The organism is Micromonospora pisi, from assembly GCF_003633685.1.
Taxonomy (GTDB): Bacteria; Actinomycetota; Actinomycetes; order Mycobacteriales; family Micromonosporaceae; genus Micromonospora_G; species Micromonospora_G pisi.
This window is the reverse complement of the sequence record NZ_RBKT01000001.1, coordinates 537,721-557,177: the sequence shown is the minus strand read 5'-3', so window position 1 is coordinate 557,177 and position 19,457 is coordinate 537,721. Positions and strand designations below refer to the sequence as shown.

Here is a 19,457-nt window from a genome sequence, read left to right as displayed (position 1 = left end):
CCGACGGTCGACCCGGTCAGTGGCCTTCGCGGCGGGACACGCCCTCCGGACGCATGCCGGTCTCCTCCTCGAGCGGGTTGTCCGACAGCGAGCCGGTCGAACTGTCGTTCGGAAACGGATGGTGCCCGGGCGCGTTCGGGGTCAGCCCCGGACCCGCCTCGGGAAAGCGGGTCGGCTCGACCGTGCCGAGGCCGTCCTCGCCGGCGGCAGCCGACGGAGCGGCCCGCCGCTCGCCACGCCGGCCTTCGGCGACGGCGGTCGGCTCGGACCCCTCGTCCAGCGGCGAGTCCTCCTCGACTCCCCAGGGGGCGTCCTGGTCGAGGCCGCGGGTCGTACCCCACGGTCCGACCGATTCCGGCCCGCCCTGGCCGGCGTTGCCCGCCTCGGTGCCCTTCGCGGACGGCTTCTTCGCGGTCATCGAATCACCTCGCTGCCGGTCATCGGCTCACCTCGTTGACGGGTCGGTGCGGTAACGGTGATTGCCCACTCCGGCACCGGTCATGCCGGAACTGGCCGGTTGCCCGGTCGGGCGGGCGCGAGTCGGCGGGGCGCCGGTCGGACAGGCGCGGCGACCAGCAGGTTTGGTCGCGGCGATGGCGGGTACCGGCGGGCGGGGGCAGCGACGTGGCAGGTCAGGCAATGGGGGAGCGGCCGGCGGCGGAGCCCGCAGGTCGGGTCCGACGCTGGCTCCTGCACGGCCTCGAACCGGGCCGGGCGAGCGGTCCGTACACCACCGAGAGCACCGAGCACCAACGGCCATGGTGGCGGGTCATGTGCCTGACCGGCCTGGACTACTTCTCCACCCTCGGCTACCAGCCCGGCATCGCCGCCCTCGCCGCAGGAGTGATCTCCCCGATCGCCACCCTGGTCCTGGTCGCGTTGACGCTGCTCGGCGCGTTGCCGGTCTACCGGCGGGTGGCCCGGGAGAGCCCGCACGGCCAGGGGTCGATCGCCATGCTGGAGCGGCTGCTGCCGCGTTGGAACGGCAAGCTGCTGGTCCTGGCGTTGCTCGGGTTCGCCGCCACCGACTTCATCATCACCATCACCCTCTCCGCCGCCGACGCCAGCGCGCACATCATGGAGAACCCGTACCTGCCGGAAGGGCTGGCCGGGCTCCAGGTCGAACTGACGCTGGTGCTGGTCGCGCTCCTCGGCGCGGTCTTCCTCAAGGGCTTCAAGGAGGCCATCGGTATCGCGGTGGTGCTGGTCGGCGTCTACCTGCTGCTCAACCTGATCGTCATGATCGTGTCCTTCCGGCATCTGCTGGAGCATCCGGAACTCGTCTCGCAGTGGCGGCGCCTGCTCTTCAACGAGCATCCGGACCTGCTCGGCATCCTGGTGGTGGCCCTGCTGGTCTTCCCCCGGCTGGCCCTGGGTCTCTCCGGCTTCGAGACCGGGGTGGCCGTCATGCCACTGATCAAGGGCCGTCCCGACGACCTGCCGCGTCGGCCCGAGGGACGGATCCGTGGTGCGCACCGGCTGCTCACCACGGCGGCCATCATCATGAGCATCTTCCTCATCACCAGCAGCTTCGTCACCACCGTCCTCATCCCCCAGCACGAGTTCGAGGCCGGGGGGCAGGCGAACGGTCGCGCACTGGCCTTCCTCGCCCACACCTATCTCGGCAACCTCTTCGGCACCGTCTACGACATCAGCACCGTGCTGATCCTCTGGTTCGCCGGCGCGTCGGCCATGGCCGGCCTGCTCAATCTCGTACCCAGGTATCTGCCCAGGTACGGCATGGCGCCGAACTGGAGCCGGGCGATCCGGCCACTGGTCCTGGTCTTCACCCTCATCGCGTTCCTGATCACCGTGGTCTTCCGCGCGGACGTCACCGCCCAGGGTGGCGCGTACGCCACCGGTGTGCTCGTGTTGATCACCTCGGCCGCCCTCGCGGTGACCCTTTCCGCCCGGCGGCGCCGACGGCGTACGTCGATGGTCGCGTTCGCGGTGATCACCCTGGTGCTCGGTTACACCACCGTGGCGAACGTGATCGAGCGCCCGGACGGCGTCCGGATCGCGTCACTGTTCATCGCCGCGATCATCGCCACCTCCATCCTGTCCCGGGTGTTCCGGGCAACCGAACTGCGGGTCACCGGTGTGGTTCTCGACCCGGAGGCCCAACGGTTCATCGCCGACGTGGCCGCACGGGGCGAGATCCACATCATCGCCAACGAGCCGAACGAGCGCGACGAGACCGAGTACCGGGAGAAGGAGGCCGAGGAACGCGCCGACAGCCACATCCCGGCCGAGGACCCGGTGCTCTTCCTCGAGGTGACGGTCCGGGACCCGTCCGAGTTCGAGTCCGAGCTGATCGTCACCGGCGAGGAACGGTTCGGCTACCGGATCCTTCGGGTCGAAGGTGCCAGCATTGCCAACGCGATCGCCGGTTTCCTGCTGCACGTACGTGACACGACCGGGGAACTGCCGCACATCTACTTTGCCTGGACCGAGGGAAATCCGCTGTTCTACCTGCTGCGTTACCTGTTCTTCGGCGACGGTGAGGTCGCCCCGCTCACCCGTGAGGTGCTCCGCCAGGCCGAACCGGACCGGCGTCGGCGACCACGGGTGCACGTCGGCTGATCCCCGACGGTGCGGGTGCCGGGGTCCGGGGCGATCCCGTCCACTTGCGAACGCGCCGAGCGGAACCGGGGACATGGTGGTCCGAGCGCGTTCGGCTCATGGTGGTTCGAGCGCATAAGGATCAAGCGGTCGGGGCACGTAACCTACGCTCCACAGGCGGTCGCCCGACCGGGCGCGGGACCACCTGTCACCGGTGCGTCAGGAGGACACATGGACTCGTGGATGGTCGTGGTGCTGGTGGTGCTGGCCGCGGTGACGCTCGTCGTCGCCGTCGTGCTGGTGATCAGGCTGCTCAGGATGAGGTCTCTGATCCGCAGTGCCAAGATGCCGTTCTCCGGCAAGGCCGCGTTCTGGGCCGCGGTGATCTACGGAATATCGCCCGTGGACGTGCTGCCGGATCCGATCTACCTGGACGACATCGGAATCCTGCTCGGCGCGATCACCTATCTGGGCCACCTCGCCCGGCGGCACGGCATCATCGGTGGTCGGCCCGCCGTGGCCCAGACCGAGCGGCGGCGGGTCGACCGGCAGCACACCGGCTAGCGGTCCCGCGCGGGCCGCGGCCGGTGGCGATGGACTCCGGAGTGGCGATCAGCGCCGCTCGGCACGGTCGCCGTGCCCCGGGGCGTCCGAGCTGACCTCGAACGGGCTGCGCAACTTGGTCATCGCGTCCGAACTCACGTCGACGGTGGGTCGGTCGTCGACCGTCGGGTCACCCTCCGGCTGGTCGCCGAACGGGTTCGGGTCATGCAGGGTCACACCGGTCAACATCTGCTCCAATGCTTGCGCTGACGCGCGGCTCGCCCGCTGGCGGACGCGGGCCGGCCGGGAAACGAACGGGATGGTACGAGAGCGGGGTGGAGAAGCGAGCGGGAGTGGATCCGGTCGATCGCCGGAAGTCGTCATCCGATCGCAGCCTGAGCGTACCCCGCCACCCCGACACGACTTCGGCGTACGGTCGGTGTCCGCTCTTCGACAGCGGGTAGAGTGGCGAGTGCAGCCCGCCGGTCATCACCGCGACCTGCCTGATGTCGACCATCACGCGCCGCGACCGCACGGTCAGCGCCGTGCAGGGCGATTCCTTCCACGTTCGGAGACACTCCATGGCGGCACGCCGCCCCAGTAAGACGCTCGATACCCCGGTAACCTCCTTCGCCGAACTCGGCGTGCCCGGCCCACTCGTCGCCGCGCTCGGCCGGGCGGGCATCACCGCCCCGTTCCCGATCCAGGCCGCGACCCTGCCGGACGCACTCGCCGGTCGGGACGTGCTTGGTCGGGGCAGGACCGGTTCCGGCAAGACCTACGCCTTCGCCATCCCGGTCCTCGCCCGGCTCGCCGCGTCGAAGACGCCCCGGCGCCCCGGCCGACCGCGATCGTTGATCCTGGCCCCCACCCGGGAACTGGCCACCCAGATCGAGGCGACGATCGCGCCGCTGGCCGAGGCGCTCTCACTGCGCACCCAGACCGTCTTCGGCGGGGTGAGCGCACGGCCCCAGGTGACCGCCCTGCGGGCCGGTGTCGACATCATGATCGCCTGCCCGGGGCGCCTGGCCGACCACGTCTCGACCGGTCAGGCGAGCCTTGACGCGGTCGAGATCACCGTGCTCGACGAGGCTGACCACATGGCCGACCTCGGCTTCCTGCCGGTGGTACGCCGGCTGCTCGACCGTACGCCGGCCGGCACCCAGCGGCTGCTCTTCTCGGCGACCCTGGACGCCGGTGTCGACGTCCTGGTCCGGCGCTACCTCAGCAGTCCGGTCACGCACAGCGTCGACTCGGCGACCTCCCCGGTCGCGGCGATGACCCACCACGTGCTCCAGGTACGCCACGACGACCGGCTGCCGGTGCTGATCGACCTCGCCGCCGCCCCCGGCCGCACGCTCGTCTTCACCCGTACCAAGCGGGGGGCCAAGCGGCTGACGAGCCAACTGGTCGCCTCGGGCATCCCCGCCGTGGAGCTGCACGGCAACCTGGCGCAGAACGCCCGCACCCGGAATCTGGCCGCGTTCTCCACCGGCGACGCCCGTACGCTCGTCGCCACCGACATCGCGGCGCGTGGCATCCACGTCGACGACGTGACCCTGGTGATCCACGCCGACCCGCCGGCCGAGCACAAGGCCTATCTGCACCGGTCGGGCCGGACGGCCCGCGCCGGGGCCAGTGGCACCGTGGTCACCCTGATGACCGACGACCAGGTTGCCGACGTCCGGGACCTGACCCGGCAGGCGGGCATCAAGCCGACCATCACCCCCCTGCGGCCTGGTCACGCGCTGCTGGCGGAACTCGCCCCGGGCGAGCGCAGGTTCACCGCCCCGCCGGTCCGGTCGGCCGCCAGCGGCGATGCCTCCGGTCGTGCGGGCTCCGCCGAGAGCGCATGGTCGGGACGCGACGGCTCTGGTCGTGGCGGCTCGGGTCGCGACGGCTCGGGCCGTGGCGGGTCGGGTCGTGCGGGCGCCGGCCGGGCCGGGGCGGGCCACGATGGCTCGGTGCGTGCCGGTGCTGGTCGTGAGGGCGCCGGACGTGGGGAGTCGGGTCGCGACGGCACCGCTCGTGGCGGTTCGGGGCGGCACCGTTCGGCACGCCGCGGGACCAGCCAAACGGGCTCTGAACAGTCTGAATCGGGACGAACCCCTCAAGAGACCTCAAACCCGGCACGCAGTGCCGCCGCGTTCTCGGCCGGCAGTCGGCTGGGGAGCCGCGGCCGGCGCTGACCGCAGCCGGCTGGAAAGCCGCGGCCGGCGCTGACCGCACCCTTTCAGGGCGCGGTCCGGCGCCGGCCGGAGCACGAGGGGAAGAGGTGACCAGCGGCGAGGACCGCTGGGCCCTGGTCCGGCACCGGGGGAGAGTGCCGTCAGGATCGGATGGCGCGGGGCGATTTCCCGCCGCCCCGCGCGACCGCCGAGGCCTCAGGCCCGGGGCGGCCCGTCGTAATCCGGTGCGACGTATACCGGCAGGCGCTCGCCGCCACCACGGGCGAACCGGCGGGTGTAGGTCACGTGACCGCCGGACTGCCGAGGGAGGGTCGAGGTCGGGTCGGCGGACTCGCCGCCCTCGGTCGCCGTAACCGGCACTTTCAGGTACATCGGCAGCGAACGAGCCGCAGCCACTGCGCGAGCGGGTGTTACCTCATGGCGTTGGTCGTGCCACGGACCGCCAAGGAATAGGACCTTCATCCGCTTATCGTCTCCTGTTCCAGCCGTCGGCGCCTCATCCGTCGGTCCCGGAATCCGCGGCATCGGCGATACCCGTACGGTCCGGCGATCGAGAATACGCCACCGCCGCGACAAGGCGTCGGCCTCATCGCGGCGGCAGCGGCGCGCGGGGTCGGCTGGCCCGCACGAGTCACGGTTGACGCAGGTCAGCTAGGTGATGAGGTCGAACCGTTCCCAGGCGCCGATGGCGGCGCGGTTGGCGATCAGGGGTTGGGCGCCGGCGCCTTCGGCGGCGACGTACATGTTGTTGGCGGTGGCGCGGAGGCTGACACTGCCGTCGGTATTGTTGACGATTTGAAATGTTTCCCAGGTGCCGATGGTGGTCTTGTCGGCGATCAGCGGTGCCGTGCCGCCGTTCGCGGTGACGATCAGTCCGTTGGCCTTGGCGCGCAGGGCGATGGTGCCGTTGCCTGCGTCGAGGCGGTCGAACTGTTCCCAGGGGCCGACGGCGGTCCGGTTGGCGATCAGGGGTGCGGCGCCGGCGTTGTCGGCGGCGACGTACGAGGTGTTCACCCGAGCCCGCAGGCTGATCACCGGGCTGGTCGGCGCGGCCGGGTTGAACTGCTCGACCCAGTACCGGGTCCGGTCCAGGTACGCCGTCTCCGCCGACACCCCGGTCCGCCCGTACGCGCCGGAGTAGGTCAGATAGCCGTGCCCGGCCGGCGGGTTGGCGCTCGCCGGTTCGATGGTCGAACCCTCGTGCCACTCGTTGAACGACGTGATCGACACCCAGTCGGGGCGGGTCGGCGTACCGAGCGCGTTGCTCCACTGCCGGTCGTACGCGGCGCCGTTGTCCCGGTCCAGGGTCGGTGTGGTGTTGCCGGGCACGGCCCGGTCGTCGAGATATCCGGGGGCCACCGAGGGCGCCCAGACCAACCCGTTCGCCTCGCAGTACGCCGCCGCGTTCGCCCAGCCCGGCGCGGTCGCCCCGGCGATGCCGTCGTAGGTGTACATCCCGCCGAAGTTCGCCACCTTCGAGGTGTCGGTGGTCTGGGCGAGCACGATGTTGTTCGCCCGTACCTGGGCCAGCGCGGACCAGTCGGTGATCCGTAGGCTCTCGAAGACGTAGAACGCCGGCCGGTTGCCGTTCGCGGCGTCCCGGTAGAAGGCCGGGCTGGAGCCGTACCGGGAGTTGATGTAGTTGATGTCGGCGACGGTGCTGGCCGCCGTCCGTCCGGTGTACGGCTCCAGGTGCCAGGCGACCTTGAGGCCGTACTGGGCGGCGGCGGTGAGCACCCGCGCGGTCAGGTTGTCCTCGTACGACCCCTGCCCCCACCAGCTGTAGACGATGGTCCCCACACCGGCCTGGCTGATCCAGGCCATGTGCTGGTTGATCGTGTTGACGTCGCCTGAGTCGTACGCGCCCAGGGTCGGGTAGAAGTTGGCGCCGACGTCCTGCGGCGGGGTGTGGTCGCCCTGCTGCCAGTGTCGGTAGCTGCCGTTGACGGCTGGGCTGCCGTACCAGGAGTAGTAGAAGATGTGGACGTTCTGCGCGGGCGCGGCAAGTGCCGCCGCCGTCGGCTCCGCGGCGGTCCGCGGTGACGCCGTCGCGGCCGGGCCGGGGGCGCCGGCGATCCCGGCTGCGACGAGCAGCAGGGACGCCAGGGCGGTGCGCGCCCAGCGGGTGATCGGGTGCATGTCGTTCCTCCGTAGTCGCCGGGGCCGGACCGGTGCGGGCGGTGGATCGCCCGCACCGGTCACCGGGTTCCGGCGGTCAGCTGGTGATCAGGTCGAACCGTTCCCAGGCGCCGATGGCGGCGCGGTTGGCGATCAGGGGTTGGGCGCCGGCGCCTTCGGCGGCGACGTACATGTTGTTGGCGGTGGCGCGGAGGCTGACACTGCCGTCGGTATTGTTGACGAGTTGGAACCTCTCCCAGGTGCCGATGGTGGTCGCGTTGGCGATCAGTGGCGCGGTGCCGCCGGACGCGCTCACGATCAGTCCGTTGGCCTTGGCGCGCAGGGCGATGGTGCCGTTGCCGGCGTCGAGGCGGTCGAACTGTTCCCAGGGGCCGACGGCGGTCCGGTTGGCGATCAGGGGTGCGGCGCCGGCGTTGTCGGCGGCGACGTACGAGGTGTTCACCCGAGCCCGCAGGCTGATCACCGTGGGCGTGGCGACGGTGCCGGTGACGAAGGTGAACGCGTCCACGTCGAACAGGTTGCCCTGCCCGGTGACACCCTTGAACACGAGGTAGAGCGTGGTACTGCCGGTTGGGACGTTGGAGAGGTTGGCGGTGACGTTGGTGAACGTGTCCCAGCCGCCGGTCGGCGCCACCGCGACGCTGCCCAGCAGGGTGCCGGTCGCCGAGCCGGTGCGTACCTCGATGGTTCCGCCGACCCCGCCGGAGGAGACCCGGGCGGTGAACTGGGTGGCGTTGCCGAGCAGGTACGGCTGGTACGAGATCCAGTCGCCGTTGTCGACGAAGCCGGCGGTCCGGCCCCCCTCGGCGGCGGCGTGGTCGGCGGTCTGGATGCCGGACTGGGCGCCGAAGTGCTCACCCTGCCGGTGCTTCGGTTGCAGCGTCCTGGTACTGCGCGAGGTGAGTCCGCCGTTGTCGGTGTAGGTGGCGTCGAAGACGCCGAAGATGTTCGCGGCGGTGTCGTGCTCGCCGTCGACCGGCACGGTGATCGTCCCGGTGCATCCGGTCCTGGAGGTGATCTGGTGGGCGTGGCTGTCGTGGCCCAGCGAGTACGTCACCGTCACCCGGGCACAGTTGATCGTGCCGTCCTCGGCGTCGCTGGCGCTGACCGTGAACGGGACGGTGTCACCGAAGTTGAACAACTGCCCGTCGGCCGGCAGTTGCAGGTTCACCACCGGCGCGGTGTTGCCGACGGTGATCACCAGGCTCGCGGTGCCGGAGAGCCCGGTCGGGTCGGTGACCCGCAACGTCGGGGTGAAGGTCCCGTTCGCGGTGTACGTCTTCGTCGGGTTCGCCGAGATGGAGGTGGTGCCGTCGCCGAAGGTCCAGAGGTAGGAGAGCGCCCCACCCTCCGGGTCGGAACTGCCGGCCGAGGAGAAGGTGACGGTCAGCGGGTTCGGGCCGGAGGTGCGGTTCGCCGACGCGACCGCCACCGGGCTCCGGTTGCCGCCGCCGATGTACTCGACCCGGTACAGGGCCTGATTGTTCGACCCGGTCCCGTAGTCGAGCACGTAGAGCGCCCCGTCCGGGCCGAAGGCCATGTCCATCACCTGCGTCCCGGTCCACGGGAAGGCGGAGATCTCGCCGGGGGTGCCGTTGGAGTTGACCGCGACCGCCTTGATCCAGCGGCGGCCGTACTCGCCGGCGAAGAACTGGCCGTCGAGCGACTGCGGGAACTTGACCGGGGAGTTCAAAGAGGCGTTGTACCGGTAGACCGGGCCACCCATCGGCGACTCCGAACCGCCACCGAACTCCGGCGGCGAGCCCGCGTCGCCGCCGTACCGGATCCAGCTCGGTTTGGCCGGCGGCAGCGTGGTCTGACCGGTGTTGCGGAACGAGTTGTTGGTCGGGCCGCCGGTGCAGTTGTACTTCGCCTGCGACGGGCCCGAGGGGAAGGTGTACTCGTTGTACGTCTCCGCCGTGGTGTTCGTACCGGTGCAGTACGGCCAGCCGTAGTTGCCGGGCGCGGTGATCCGGTTGAACTCCACCTGACCGCTCGGTCCCCGGTTGGCGTCGCTGACACCGGCGTCCGGACCGTAGTCACCGAGGTAGACGACGCCGGTGGGCTTGTCGACGCTCATCCGGAACGGGTTGCGGAAACCCATCGCGTAGATCTCCGGCCGGGTGTTGGCCGTACCGGGCGCGAACATGTTCCCGGCCGGGATGGTGTACGTCCCGTCCGCCTGCGGCTTGATCCGCAGCACCTTGCCGCGCAGGTCGTTGGTGTTGCCCGAGGAGCGCTGGGCGTCGAACTGCGGGTTGCGGTTGGTCCGCTCGTCGATTGGGGTGTACGAGTTGGACTCGAACGGGTTCGTGTCGTCGCCGGTGCTGAGGTAGAGGTTGCCGGCGGCGTCGAAGTCGATGTCTCCGCCGACGTGGCAGCACTGGCCCCGGTCGTTGTTGACCTGGAGCATGATCCGCTCACTGCCCATGTTCAGCGTGTCGTCGGCGTTCAGGGTGAACCGGGACAGCCGCAGGTGTCCCTTCCACGGCTCGAAGTCGGCCGCCGTACCGGTGGTGGGGGCGTCCCCGCCGGGTGTGCTCAGGGTGGGGGAGTAGTACAGGTAGATGAAGCGGTTGCTGGCGAAGTTGGGGTCGGCGGCGACACCCTGCAACCCCTCCTCGTCGTGGGTGTAGACCGGCAGGGTGCCGGCGACCTTGGTGTTGCCGGCGGCGTCGGTGACCCGGACGGTGCCGTTGCGGGCGGTGTGCACCACCGAGCGGTTCGGCAGCACCGCCAGGGACATGGCCTCGCCGATCTCGGCGGAGCCGGTGGCGAGCGGAACCTGCTGGTAGTCGGCGGCGGGGATGACCACTGCCTGCGCCGCGCTCGGCGCGGCGGCCACGGTGAGCGCGGTGCTCGCCGCGGCGACCGTGGCCGCGACGAGCAGGCGCGACCAGCGATGACGGGTGGGGGACATCGGCTTCCTTTCGGGTGGCGCGGGGGCGGGGAGGGGGTGGGTCAGGCGCCGTAGACCTCGAGCTCCCAGAGGGAGTAGCCGTACGGGGTCAGCGCCCGCTGGGTGCCGTGGACCCGGACGTGGCGGCCGGTGCCGGTGAGCGTGATGTCGTCGATCCCGCCGTCGGAGGCGGTGGTGGAGTAGACGGTGGTCCAGGTGTTGTTGTCCGGCGAGGTCTGGATCTGGTACGCCCGCCCGTACGCCGCCTCCCAGTTGAGCCGGACCCGGCTCAGTGAGCGGGTGGCGCCGAGGTCGACGGAGATCCACTGCGGATCGGCGTAGGCGCTGCCCCAACGGGTCGCGGTGTTGCCGTCGACCGCGTTGGCGGCCACGTGCGCGCTGCCGGGCTCGACGCTGGAGGTGGCGGTCGGTCGGCCCGAGGAGAGCAGTGTCGGGGTGCCGGTGACCGGGGTGCCGTAGACGGACAGGTCCCAGAGCGAGTAGCCCCAGGCGGTGCCCCGCGTGGTGCCGTTCACCCGGACGTAGCGCCCGGTGCCGGTGAGCGCCACGTCGTCCACGCCCCCGTCGGAGGTGCTGGTCGAGTGGACGGTGGTCCAGGTGCTGTTGTTCGGCGAGGTCTGGATCTGGTACGCCCGCCCGTACGCCGCCTCCCAGTTGAGCCGGACCCGGTTCAGCGCGTAGGAGGCCCCGAGGTCGACGGAGATCCACTGCGGATCGGCGTGCGCGCTGCCCCAGCGGGTGCCACTGTTGCCGTCGACCGCGTTGGCGGCCACGTGCGGGCTGCCGGGCTCGACGCTGGAGGCGGCGGTCGGCTTGCCCTGGGCCAGGTCGGTGGTGGGCGGCTGCGGCGGGTCGCCACCGTCGGTCCTGATCCGGATGTTGCGGTAGTTGATGTCCATTCCGGCGCCGTCGTTCTGCACGCCGATGTAGCCGTTGGCGATGTTCCGGGTACTGGTGTAGTCGTTGATCTTCACGCCGTTGAGCCAGATCTCCACCCGCTGCCCGTGTACGCCGATCTCGTACGTGTTCCACGAGCCGGGCGGGTTCAGCGCGGCGGCCCGCGCGGCGGTGTCCGGCGCCTGGAGGCTGTAGACGCTGCCGGTGGTCCGGGACGGGTCGGCGTCGGTCGCGTCGATCTGGATCTCGTGGCCGGCGTCGACCGGCTGCCACGGGTCGCCCTGCGGGTCCGGGAAGCCGATGAAGACGCCGCCGTTGTCGTCGCCCGGCATCATCCAGTCGAGCTTCAGCGAGTAGTTGGCGAAGGTGCGGACCGGGTACCAGAGCAGGCCCATGCCGCCGTTGGAGGTGAGCGTGCCGTCGGCCAGGGTGAAGCCGCCCGGTCCGGCCTGCCGCCACTGGTTCAGGCTCGCCTGGGTGCCGTCGAAGAGTGCGGTGTAGCCGACCTCCGGCCGGCAGTCCGCCGGCTTCGCCCCGGCCGCGATCTGGATGCCGCCGAGCAGCATCCGGGTGAAGTTCGCCTCGGTGTAGGTCTGCTCGGTGTGGCCGAGCCCGGTGTACCAGGCCCGCCCGCCGCCGTAGTTCTGGCACCAGGTGATCGGGTGGTCGCCGTTCATCGTGCCGCCGCTGTACGACGACTCGTCCAGGTTGGACAGGACCTTCACGTTCGCCCGGGGGTTGGCGCGGTAGTTGTACCACTCGTCGGTGCGGGTCCAGTTCTGCGGCAGGTGGGCGGTGGAGACGTTCGACCGGTCCTCGGTGCGTACGGTCGCCTGCTGGGTCGCCGGGTGGGAGCTGAAGTAGCCGCCGACCAGACCGCCGTACCAGGCCCAGTCGTACTCGGTGTCGGCGGCGGCGTGCACCCCGACATAGCCGCCACCTGCGGCGATGTACGCCTGAAACGCGTTCTGCTGTGCCGTGTCGAGTACGTCACCGGTGGTGGAGAGCCAGACCACGGCCTGGTACTGGGCGAGGTTGGCGGTGGTGAACTGGCCGGCGTCCTCGGTCGCGGTGACGGTGAAACCGTTCGCGGTACCTAGCTGCTGGATCGCGGCGATGCCGTTGGGAATGGACGAGTGGCGGAAGCCGGCGGTCTTCGAGAAGACCAGCACCTTGGCCAGGGGAGCCGCCGACGCGGGGGGACTCGCCCCGACCAGGGCGGCGGCGGCCACCAGGGTGAGGCTCAGGGCCGTGGAGAGCGCACGGACGCGCATGGATGTGCTCCTTCGCACAGGACTGGCGGGGCAGGTGGGAGGGCGGAGCCGACCCCGGGCGGGCGGTCCCGCCCGGGGTTCGTGGCGTGGGCGCGCTAGCTGGCGACCAGGTTGAACTTCTCCCAGGGGCCGATCGCGGGACGGTTGGCGATGAGTGCCTCCGCGCCGCCGTTCTCGGCGGTCACGTAATTGCTGTTCACGGTGGCCCGGAAGCTCACCGTGCCGTCCGGGTTGTCGACCCGGGCGAACGTCTCCCACGAGCCGGCCGTCGGACGGTTGGCGACCAACGCGCCCGCGCCGGCGTTCTCGGCGCAGACGAACATCGAGTTCGCCCGTGACCTCAGTGCCACGTTGCCGGAGCCGAGGCTGACCAGGTCGAACTGCTGGGTGGCGCCGATGGTGGCCGAGTTGGCGATCAGTGGCGTGCTGCCGGCGGTGACGTACTGACCGTTGGCCTCGGCCCGGATGGCGGTGCCGCCGGTGGCTGGCGGGGGTGTGCCACCGGCCAGGATGCGCAGCGCGTCGACCATGCCGACCGAGGTCGCCCTGTTGACGATCCGGATGGTGTGGGTGCCGTTCGCCAGGCCGGTCTTGCTGTAGACCACCGCCTGGGCCTGCCGTGCCCCGCTGACGTACAGGTTCACGTTGGCCTGGAACACGTTGTCGATGTAGACGTCGACGTTGCCCATGTCGCCGTTGCGTTCGGAGAGGTACTCCACCCCGGTGCCGGTGAAGGTGTACGACGCGGTCGCCCCGACGGTGTTGGTGTGGTGGGTGTCGTCGTTGTAGTCGCCGTATCCGCGAGCGGTGGTCAGGTGCCAGTCGGCGTCGTAGGTGAGCAGGGTGTTGTTCACCAGCCCGCCGCTGCCGGCACCGCCGAGGCCGAGCGTCGACGCCGTGTTGAGCAGGGTCTTGGCGCCCTGGTTGGCGGTCCCGGTGAGGGTGGTCGAGCTGTAGTTGGCCAGCGGCTTGGCGGTCCGCTCCAGCACGTAGACCGCGTTCGCCGCGGTGGCGAAGGTGATCTCGCCGGCCGAGCTGGTCGTCAGGATGGCGTTGTCCGACGTACGCCGGACCCGGACCTCCTGGGTGCCCCACGGGTTGACCACCCGGGCCTGCTTGCCGTACAGGCTGTTGAGCCCGACGTACTTGGTCTCGTTGGACTCGCGCTCCGAGCTGACCAGGAAACCGTCCTTGGCGAGCAGGGTGAACTTGCCGACGAAGCCCGACGGGATCGCCGGGAAGACCCGGATCTTGTCGTTGTAGCTCTGCATCAGCGACTCGTTCATCGCGGCGAGGTGGATGCCCAGGTACTCGAAGACCCCGTTGGTGTTGTTGGTCATGCCGTTGGGGTAGTTCTGGTACTTCTGCAACATCGTCCGCATGCCCTGGAACGCCTGGTCGGCGAGGCCGAGCCGCGCCGCGTGCACGTGGTCGTTGGACCAGACGTTGCCGTACGGGTGCGGCCGCACGTTGAACGTGTTGATCGCGGTCTGCTGGTCGGGGTAGCCGATCCCGGTCTGGTCGTAGGGCCAGACGAGTTCCAGCGCCACGTTCTCGTTGTTGCGGGTCTGCGAGATCGGCGGGTCGTGCGGCAGGTACGCGCCGTTCTGGATCTGGTACGGCGCCAGGTTGTTGACGATGTTCTGCCAGTTCGCCCGCAGTCCGCTGTCGAGCCCGAGCTGGTTGCTGACGGAGATGGTGAGCGGGAAGAGTAGCCGTACGGCGGCCAGGTCGGTGATCGCGTTGCGTACGTCCCAGTACGTCTCGTGCGAGTTCGAGTTCGCCATGTAGTAGCGGCCGTTGCCGTCGACCGAGAGCCGGTCCTCGTAGAACTTCACCGCCTCCCGCATGTACGGGTACGCCGTGTTGCGCAGGTAGTTCTCGTCGTTGGTGTACCGGTACTGCAGGTACATGTTGTAGGCGGCCTCGGTGCCGGTCGAGTAGAGGTCGTTGACGTAGTCGCTGTTGATGGTGCCGCGGGCGTTGCCGTCCCAGCCCATCGTCTCCGGCACCCAGAGCCCGTCACTGCCGTACCGGGTGGTGGTGTACGCCTTGAGCGCGGCGAGGTTGCGGCTGTAGAGCCGGTTGAACCCGCCCATCAGCTCGGTGTGGTTCGAGGCGTAGAACGAGTTGTAGACGTCACGCTGGTTCCAGTACCAGTAGCCGTTGCTCCACTTGCTCTGGTCCTGGGTCGCCCGGAACACGCCGTTGATGAAGTGCATCGGGTAGTTGCCGTAGCCGCCGGCGGCGATCATGTACGTCGCGAGGTAGTAGGCGTTTTCCAGGTAGTCGGCGTCACCGGCGGAGTTGGAGTACTGGACGAACGACTTCTCCCAGAACGCGTGCCACCAGTTGCGGTAGTTGTTCAGCGTGGTGCCGTACCCGGTGTTCTTGACCGAGGCGAGCTGGTTGCGGGCCTGGGTGACCGAGTTGAGGCCGGGGGAGTTGATCCGGCTGGCCGCGGTGAACCAGATCGTGTAGCTGGAGGTCGGGGTGATGTTCAGCCGTACCTGCCTGCCGCCCACGACCTGCGAGGTGTAGCTCGCGCCTTCGACGGTGGCGGCCAGGGTGTAGCCGAAGTTGTTCGGGTCGGTCTGGCCCCGGCTGATGCCGACGCCGGCCGTGTCGGCGAAGGTGGAGTACGTGCGCCAGGTGTTCAGGTCCGGTACGTCGGCGATGTTCTGCACCGTGTTCGGGTCCCAGAGGCTCAGGTCGAGCCCGACGCTGGTGACCCCGGGGCGGGTGTCCTCGACGTGGATGCCCATCACCTCGGAGTTGGGCGAGCTCATCACGGTCACCGTGCGGTTGCTGTCGTACTTCGTGGTCAGCGTTCCGTCATAGAGCGACAGCCGCTGCTGGAACGTGGTGTACCCGGTGTCCATCTGCGGGTTGCTGAACAGGTTGACGTTGCCTGCCGCGTACGTCGACTGCTGCGACAGGTCCACGCCGGAGACCTGCATGGTCAGGCCGTTCTGGTTCCACGCCATCGCCCCGGTGCGCCCGTTGCCGACGGTGAGGCCGTGCAACGGGTTGGTGTTCGGGCGGTTGTAGACAATGTCGTGCTTGGACAGATAGTTGGCGTAGTTGACGTTGAGTGCCCCGGTGCCGGAGTTGAAGGCGGCGTCGGTCGGTGACGCCTGCGCGGGGCTGCTCTCTCCGCTGACCGCCAGGCCGACCAGAAGCAGGGCGGCGGCGGCGATACGGGTCGGCGTACTCATCTTCATCGACACGATCCCCTCTAGATCGCTCGAACCGATGAGTCTCGTGCCACGGGACGCGGGTGCGACCATGCACTCCCCATCCGCCGAAGTGGGGAGCTACCACGAGACTGTGACGTGCGAGTGCGATGGGCACCTTGGCCGGAAGATCCGACCCCGATGCCCAGCGGACTCACGTCTGTCACATGCAGTTAACATCGGATGTCTTTGCTAGTCAATCCTTGACTGTCGATGTTCTGTCGGCCCAGGTCAGGCCCTCGAGATGACCGGTATGGCGATGATCGTCGGTAGTGGAACCGGTACCGCACGCCACCGGGACAGCGTGGAGATGTCCGTTGTTGTGGTGGTCGGAGCTGGTCGACGGACGTGCATACATCCGATGACGTGCCCGCTGCTTGCTCGACCTCGACGGGCTCCCGTCGCGGACGAGCTACGGCGTCCAGCGCACCCGGGGTGTTTCGCTCGTGGCCCCGCCCCGGGGAGCGCTGGGCGGTGCCGTGACCGGCGGATCGTCGGCCGGCTGATGCCGACGCTCCACCGTGGCGCGGATCCGCGCGTGCGACGCACGGGAGCGCCGCCGGACGTACCAGACGTGCGTGCTCGCACCACCGCCCAGCACCAGCGCACCGCAGGTGACCGCGAGCCACCACGCGGCTCCGACGTGCCGTACACCGAGTCCGGTGGCGAGCGCCAACAGGGCGCTGTTCACCAGCCCGATCGTGCCGGAGAGGCCGACCGCGTCGCGTAGCCACGGCCCGCCGGGCGGACGCCCCTGGTAGACGCCATCGTCGTCCAGAGTGGGCATGACGACGTACGGACCGAGTTCGGGTGCCCGCCGCACGAGATAGGTGCGGATCGAGTCGATCGCCACCGCGTAGAGCCGGGCCCGGTTGGTGAACTCGACCTGGCGTACGAAGATGGTCAGTCCGAGCAGCAGCACCAGGGCGCCGATCCCGGCCACCGCGCTGGTGGTGGCCGTACCTGCCCCGCCGGTGATCAGAGCACCCGCCACCGCGGTCGCGGCCGAGGCTACCACCAGGAAGAAGTTGAACCGTGCGGTGGCCTGGTCGTTGTTCGCCCGGCGCGCCTCGCGCAGGTGCTCGTACTCGGCCAGCGCCACCGTCAACGCGATATCCGGATCCTCGGCCATGGCCACTTCCTCCGATCGGCAACCGGGGCGAGCCTAACGGTCCGGTTCGGGACGGAACCGGCCGTGCGGCGCCGCCCACCGCACCAGCAGGATCGTCCTGGGTCGGCTCAGGAGACGCCGCCCGATCGCAGGTACTCGCGCAGGTGCCGGGCGGTGAGCGTGTCACCGGTCGCGACGAGATCGGCGGGTGTGCCGGTGAAGACCACCCGGCCACCGTCCTGTCCCGCGCCCGGACCGAGGTCGATCACCCAGTCGGCGTGCGCCATCACGGCCTGGTGGTGCTCGATCACGATCACCGTGTTGCCGTCGTCGACTAGCCGGTCCAGCAGCGCAAGCAACGTGTCCACGTCGGCCAGGTGCAGCCCGGTGGTCGGCTCGTCCAGCACGTACGTGGTGGCCTTCTCGGCCATCTGGATCGCCAGCTTCAACCGCTGCCGCTCGCCCCCGGAGAGCGTGGTGAGCGGTTGCCCCAGGCCGAGGTAGCCCAGGCCGGTGTCGGCGAGCCGGTCGAGGATCGCCCGCGCCGCCCCGCTGCCGAAGAAGTCGCGCGCCTCGGTCACCGACATCGCCAGCACCTCGCTGATGTCCTTGCCCCGCAGCTTGTGGGTGAGCACCTCCGGGGTGAAGCGCTTGCCCTCGCACTGTTCGCAGACCGTGGCGACCCCCGCCATCATCGCCAGGTCGGTGTAGACCAGGCCGATGCCCTTGCAGTTCGGGCAGGCACCCTCGGAGTTCGCGCTGAACAGGGCCGCCTTCACTCCGTTGGCCTTGGCGAAGGCGGTGCGGATCGGGTCGAGCAGCCCGGTGTAGGTGGCCGGGTTACTGCGCCGTGATCCCCGGATGGGGGACTGGTCCACCACCGCCACCCCGTCGCGGCGGGGCAGCGAGCCGTGGATCAGCGAACTCTTGCCCGATCCGGCGACACCGGTCACCACGGTCAGTACGCCCAGCGGGATGTCGACGTCGACGTCCCTGAGGTTGTGCAGCCGGGCGCCGGTGATGCGCAACTGGCCGTGCGGTTGGCGGACCCGGTCCCGTAGCCGGGCCCGGTGTCCCAGGTGTCGGCCGGTGAGCGTCCCGGAACGCCGCAGCCCCGCCACGTCGCCGGTGTAGCAGATCTGCCCACCGGCCGATCCCGCTCCCGGTCCCAGATCGACCACGTGATCGGCGATCTCGATCACCTCCGGCTTGTGCTCGACCACAAGCACGGTGTTGCCCTTGTCTCGCAGCCGGATCAGCAGGTCGTTCATCCGAGCGATGTCGTGCGGGTGCAGGCCGACGGTCGGTTCGTCGAAGACGTACGTGACGTCGGTCAGGCTGGAGCCGAGGTGACGGACCATCTTCACCCGTTGCGCCTCACCGCCGGAGAGGGTGCCGGACTCCCGGTCCAGGCTGAGGTAACCCAGACCGATCTCGACCAGCGAGTCCAGGGTGTCACGCAGGGTGCTGACCACCGGCCGTACCGAGGCGTCCTCGATGCCGGCCACGAACCGGGCCAGGTCGCTGATGTGCATGGCCGAGCACTCGGCGATGTTGCGGCCGTCGATGGTCGAACCCAGGGCGGCCGCGTTCAGCCGGGCGCCGCCGCACGCCGGGCAGCCGGTGAAGGTGAAGGCCCGGTCCACGAACGCCCGGATGTGCGGTTGCATCGACTCGCGTTCCTTGGCGAGGTAGAGCCGCTGCACCTTGACCAGCAGACCTTCGTACGTGGTGTTGAAGGTGCCCTGCTTGATCTTCGTGGCGGGCTTGTGGAGGAAGTCCTCCCACTGCTGGGGGGTGTAGTCCTTCAGCTTGACGTCGGGGTCGAAGAGTCCCGACTGGGCCATGGTCTGCCAGTACCAGGAACCGACGGCGAAGTTCGGCGCGGTGATCGCTCCGTCGTTGAGGGTCCGTTCGGTGTCGACCAACGCGTTGACGTCGATGGTCGAGACCCGGCCGATCCCCTCGCACGTCGGGCACATGCCCTCGGCGCTGTTGAAGCTGAACGCGGTCGAGGTGCCGATGTACGGGGTGCCGAGGCGGCTGAAGATGATCCGGAGCATGGTGTGGGCGTCGGTCGCGGTGCCGACGGTGGAGCGGGAGTTGGCGCCCATCCGTTCCTGGTCGACCACGATCGCCGCGCTCAGGTTGTGCAGCGCGTCGACGTCCGGCCGGCCCTGGCTCGGCATGAACGACTGGATGAACGCGGTGTACGTCTCGTTGATCAGCCGCTGCGATTCGGCGGCGATGGTGCCGAAGACAAGGGAGGACTTTCCTGATCCGGAGACTCCGGTGAAAACCGTGAGCCGACGTTTCGGTATGTCCAGCGACACGTCCGCGAGGTTGTTTTCCCGGGCGCCCCGAACCTCGATCACCTCGTGGCTGTCGGCCGCGTGGGGAACTCCGCTCTCACCTCGCTGACCAGGGGTGACCTCGGTTGTGGGTCGCTCGTCGCGTGGCTCGTCGTCGGCCAGCAGCAGTCCGCCCTCCGGCCCGTTGCCGTTTCCCGACAGGTGGCTGACGTGCTCGGAGCCCATACCGTTCCCCCTGATATCCTTAGGACATAAAAAGATAACCTCGCGAGGT

At 69.5% G+C, this 19,457-nt stretch carries 12 protein-coding genes; 3 read left to right on the top strand and 9 right to left on the bottom strand.

Annotation, left to right across the window (positions count from 1 at the left end):
* Positions 1-16 precede the first annotated feature (16 nt).
* Complete coding sequence (locus BDK92_RS02340; protein ID WP_121154146.1) at positions 17-418, bottom strand: hypothetical protein; 402 nt, start codon at positions 416-418, stop codon at positions 17-19.
* A gap of 221 nt (positions 419-639) precedes the next feature.
* On the opposite strand from BDK92_RS02340, the gene BDK92_RS02335 reads away from it, so the two are divergent.
* Both BDK92_RS02335 and BDK92_RS02330 read left to right on the top strand, forming a co-directional pair.
* Positions 640-2,583: an APC family permease gene (locus BDK92_RS02335; protein ID WP_121154144.1), complete on the top strand. Its 1,944-nt coding sequence runs from the start codon at positions 640-642 to the stop codon at positions 2,581-2,583.
* Between the two features lie 210 nt (positions 2,584-2,793).
* Entirely contained in the window at positions 2,794-3,126 is a 333-nt protein-coding gene (locus tag BDK92_RS02330) for a YkvA family protein (protein WP_121154142.1), read from the top strand.
* Between the two features lie 48 nt (positions 3,127-3,174).
* Here BDK92_RS02330 and BDK92_RS02325 read toward each other — a convergent pair whose 3' ends face one another.
* On the bottom strand, positions 3,175-3,354 hold the full coding sequence (locus tag BDK92_RS02325; RefSeq protein WP_121154140.1) for a hypothetical protein: 180 nt from the start codon (positions 3,352-3,354) through the stop codon (positions 3,175-3,177).
* Between the two features lie 332 nt (positions 3,355-3,686).
* Between BDK92_RS02325 and BDK92_RS02320 the strand changes: the two genes are divergently transcribed.
* Entirely contained in the window at positions 3,687-5,294 is a 1,608-nt protein-coding gene (locus BDK92_RS02320) for a DEAD/DEAH box helicase (protein WP_121161518.1), read from the top strand.
* A 195-nt stretch (positions 5,295-5,489) separates the two neighbouring features.
* On the opposite strand, the gene BDK92_RS38300 is transcribed toward BDK92_RS02320, so the two are convergent.
* The 7 genes from BDK92_RS38300 to BDK92_RS02285 all read right to left on the bottom strand — a co-directional run bounded on the left by BDK92_RS38300 (position 5,490) and on the right by BDK92_RS02285 (position 19,408).
* Positions 5,490-5,690 (bottom strand): hypothetical protein, encoded by a 201-nt coding sequence (locus BDK92_RS38300; protein ID WP_147456884.1) that lies wholly within the window; start codon positions 5,688-5,690, stop codon positions 5,490-5,492.
* A gap of 255 nt (positions 5,691-5,945) precedes the next feature.
* Positions 5,946-7,433, bottom strand: coding sequence for a glycoside hydrolase family 99 protein (locus tag BDK92_RS02315; RefSeq protein ID WP_121154138.1), 1,488 nt, complete (start codon positions 7,431-7,433; stop codon positions 5,946-5,948).
* Between the two features lie 76 nt (positions 7,434-7,509).
* Complete coding sequence (locus BDK92_RS02310) at positions 7,510-10,353, bottom strand: PQQ-dependent sugar dehydrogenase (protein ID WP_121154136.1); 2,844 nt, start codon at positions 10,351-10,353, stop codon at positions 7,510-7,512.
* 41 nt (positions 10,354-10,394) lie between these two features.
* Complete coding sequence (locus BDK92_RS40050) at positions 10,395-12,524, bottom strand: ThuA domain-containing protein (RefSeq protein ID WP_246016742.1); 2,130 nt, start codon at positions 12,522-12,524, stop codon at positions 10,395-10,397.
* 95 nt (positions 12,525-12,619) lie between these two features.
* Complete coding sequence (locus tag BDK92_RS02295) at positions 12,620-15,748, bottom strand: glycosyl hydrolase family 95 catalytic domain-containing protein (RefSeq protein WP_246016741.1); 3,129 nt, start codon at positions 15,746-15,748, stop codon at positions 12,620-12,622.
* Between the two features lie 424 nt (positions 15,749-16,172).
* Complete coding sequence (locus BDK92_RS02290) at positions 16,173-16,892, bottom strand: hypothetical protein (RefSeq protein ID WP_121154134.1); 720 nt, start codon at positions 16,890-16,892, stop codon at positions 16,173-16,175.
* 107 nt (positions 16,893-16,999) lie between these two features.
* Positions 17,000-19,408, bottom strand: a complete 2,409-nt coding sequence (locus BDK92_RS02285) for an ATP-binding cassette domain-containing protein (protein ID WP_121154132.1) — start codon at positions 19,406-19,408, stop codon at positions 17,000-17,002.
* Between the last annotated feature and the right edge of the window lie 49 nt (positions 19,409-19,457).

Bases quoted from the DNA above. Each gene is read 5' to 3' on its own strand.
- BDK92_RS02340 (WP_121154146.1), bottom strand. From the start codon at position 418: ATGACCGCGAAGAAGCCGTCCGCGAAGGGCACCGAGGCGGGCAACGCC.
- BDK92_RS02335 (WP_121154144.1), top strand. From the start codon at position 640: ATGGGGGAGCGGCCGGCGGCGGAGCCCGCAGGTCGGGTCCGACGCTGG.
- BDK92_RS02330 (WP_121154142.1), top strand. From the start codon at position 2,794: ATGGACTCGTGGATGGTCGTGGTGCTGGTGGTGCTGGCCGCGGTGACG.
- BDK92_RS02325 (WP_121154140.1), bottom strand. From the start codon at position 3,354: ATGTTGACCGGTGTGACCCTGCATGACCCGAACCCGTTCGGCGACCAG.
- BDK92_RS02320 (WP_121161518.1), top strand. From the start codon at position 3,687: ATGGCGGCACGCCGCCCCAGTAAGACGCTCGATACCCCGGTAACCTCC.
- BDK92_RS02315 (WP_121154138.1), bottom strand. From the start codon at position 7,433: ATGCACCCGATCACCCGCTGGGCGCGCACCGCCCTGGCGTCCCTGCTG.
- BDK92_RS02310 (WP_121154136.1), bottom strand. From the start codon at position 10,353: ATGTCCCCCACCCGTCATCGCTGGTCGCGCCTGCTCGTCGCGGCCACG.
- BDK92_RS40050 (WP_246016742.1), bottom strand. From the start codon at position 12,524: ATGCGCGTCCGTGCGCTCTCCACGGCCCTGAGCCTCACCCTGGTGGCC.
- BDK92_RS02295 (WP_246016741.1), bottom strand. From the start codon at position 15,748: ATGAAGATGAGTACGCCGACCCGTATCGCCGCCGCCGCCCTGCTTCTG.
- BDK92_RS02290 (WP_121154134.1), bottom strand. From the start codon at position 16,892: ATGGCCGAGGATCCGGATATCGCGTTGACGGTGGCGCTGGCCGAGTAC.
- BDK92_RS02285 (WP_121154132.1), bottom strand. From the start codon at position 19,408: ATGGGCTCCGAGCACGTCAGCCACCTGTCGGGAAACGGCAACGGGCCG.